Source organism: Acinetobacter sp. MF4640 (assembly GCF_002018895.1).
In the GTDB taxonomy this organism is placed as follows: domain Bacteria; phylum Pseudomonadota; class Gammaproteobacteria; order Pseudomonadales; family Moraxellaceae; genus Acinetobacter; species Acinetobacter johnsonii.
The window spans coordinates 1-702 of the sequence record NZ_MVOM01000146.1 but is presented as its reverse complement, the minus strand read 5'-3'; the positions used below and the strand labels follow the sequence as shown (position 1 = coordinate 702).

The window sequence follows — 702 nt, the reverse complement described above, 5'->3', positions numbered from 1 at the left end:
TTTTTCGCCCAGGCGGAGCTCGACCGCCCATACAAATAATGGTGGATTTTATCCATAACAATAAAGATCGATATGGTGTTGATGCGATTTGTAGGATTTTACCGATCGCAGCTTCAACCTATTACCGAACTTTAGATCTCGCTGACAATCCAGAACATCGAGCGAAACGAGATCTACATGATGAGCATCATGCTGAACAAATTAAACGAATTTGGAAGGAAAGTTCAGGTCGATATGGTGTACGTAAAGTCTGGCAAAAATTAAAACGTGAGGGTTATGTTATTGCACGTTGTACAGTTGCTCGATTAATGAAAAAGCTAGGTATACAAGGTGTTTGGCGAGGTAAGAATAAACAAACCACCCGTAGCCGAGATGACCAAAAACGGGCAGATGATTTAGTGAAACGTAATTTTAATGCTGATCATCCAAACCAACTATGGGTGGGTGACTTTACCTATATTCAAACTCATTCAGGCTGGGTATATACCGCATTTGTTATTGATGTGTTCTCACGAGCAATTGTTGGATGGAAAGTATCGACACGGATGAATACAGATATGGTGCTCGATGCATTGGAGCAAGCATTGCACGATCGAGGCATGCCAAAGAATGTGATTCATCATTCCGATAGAGGTGTTCAATATCTTTCTATTCGCTATACCAATCGTTTAGAAGCTGCAAATTTACGAGCATCAGTCGGTA

At 41.0% G+C, this 702-nt stretch carries 1 protein-coding gene and 1 other annotated feature; the gene reads left to right on the top strand.

Going from position 1 to position 702, the window contains the following annotated elements; translation table 11 throughout:
• Positions 1 to 113 (top strand) — a sequence feature (AL1L pseudoknot). This feature is flagged as partial in the annotation.
• A partial coding sequence (locus MF4640_RS18830; RefSeq protein ID WP_153042492.1) for an IS3 family transposase occupies positions 1 to 702 on the top strand: 702 nt, incomplete at both ends. It overlaps the preceding feature by 113 nt.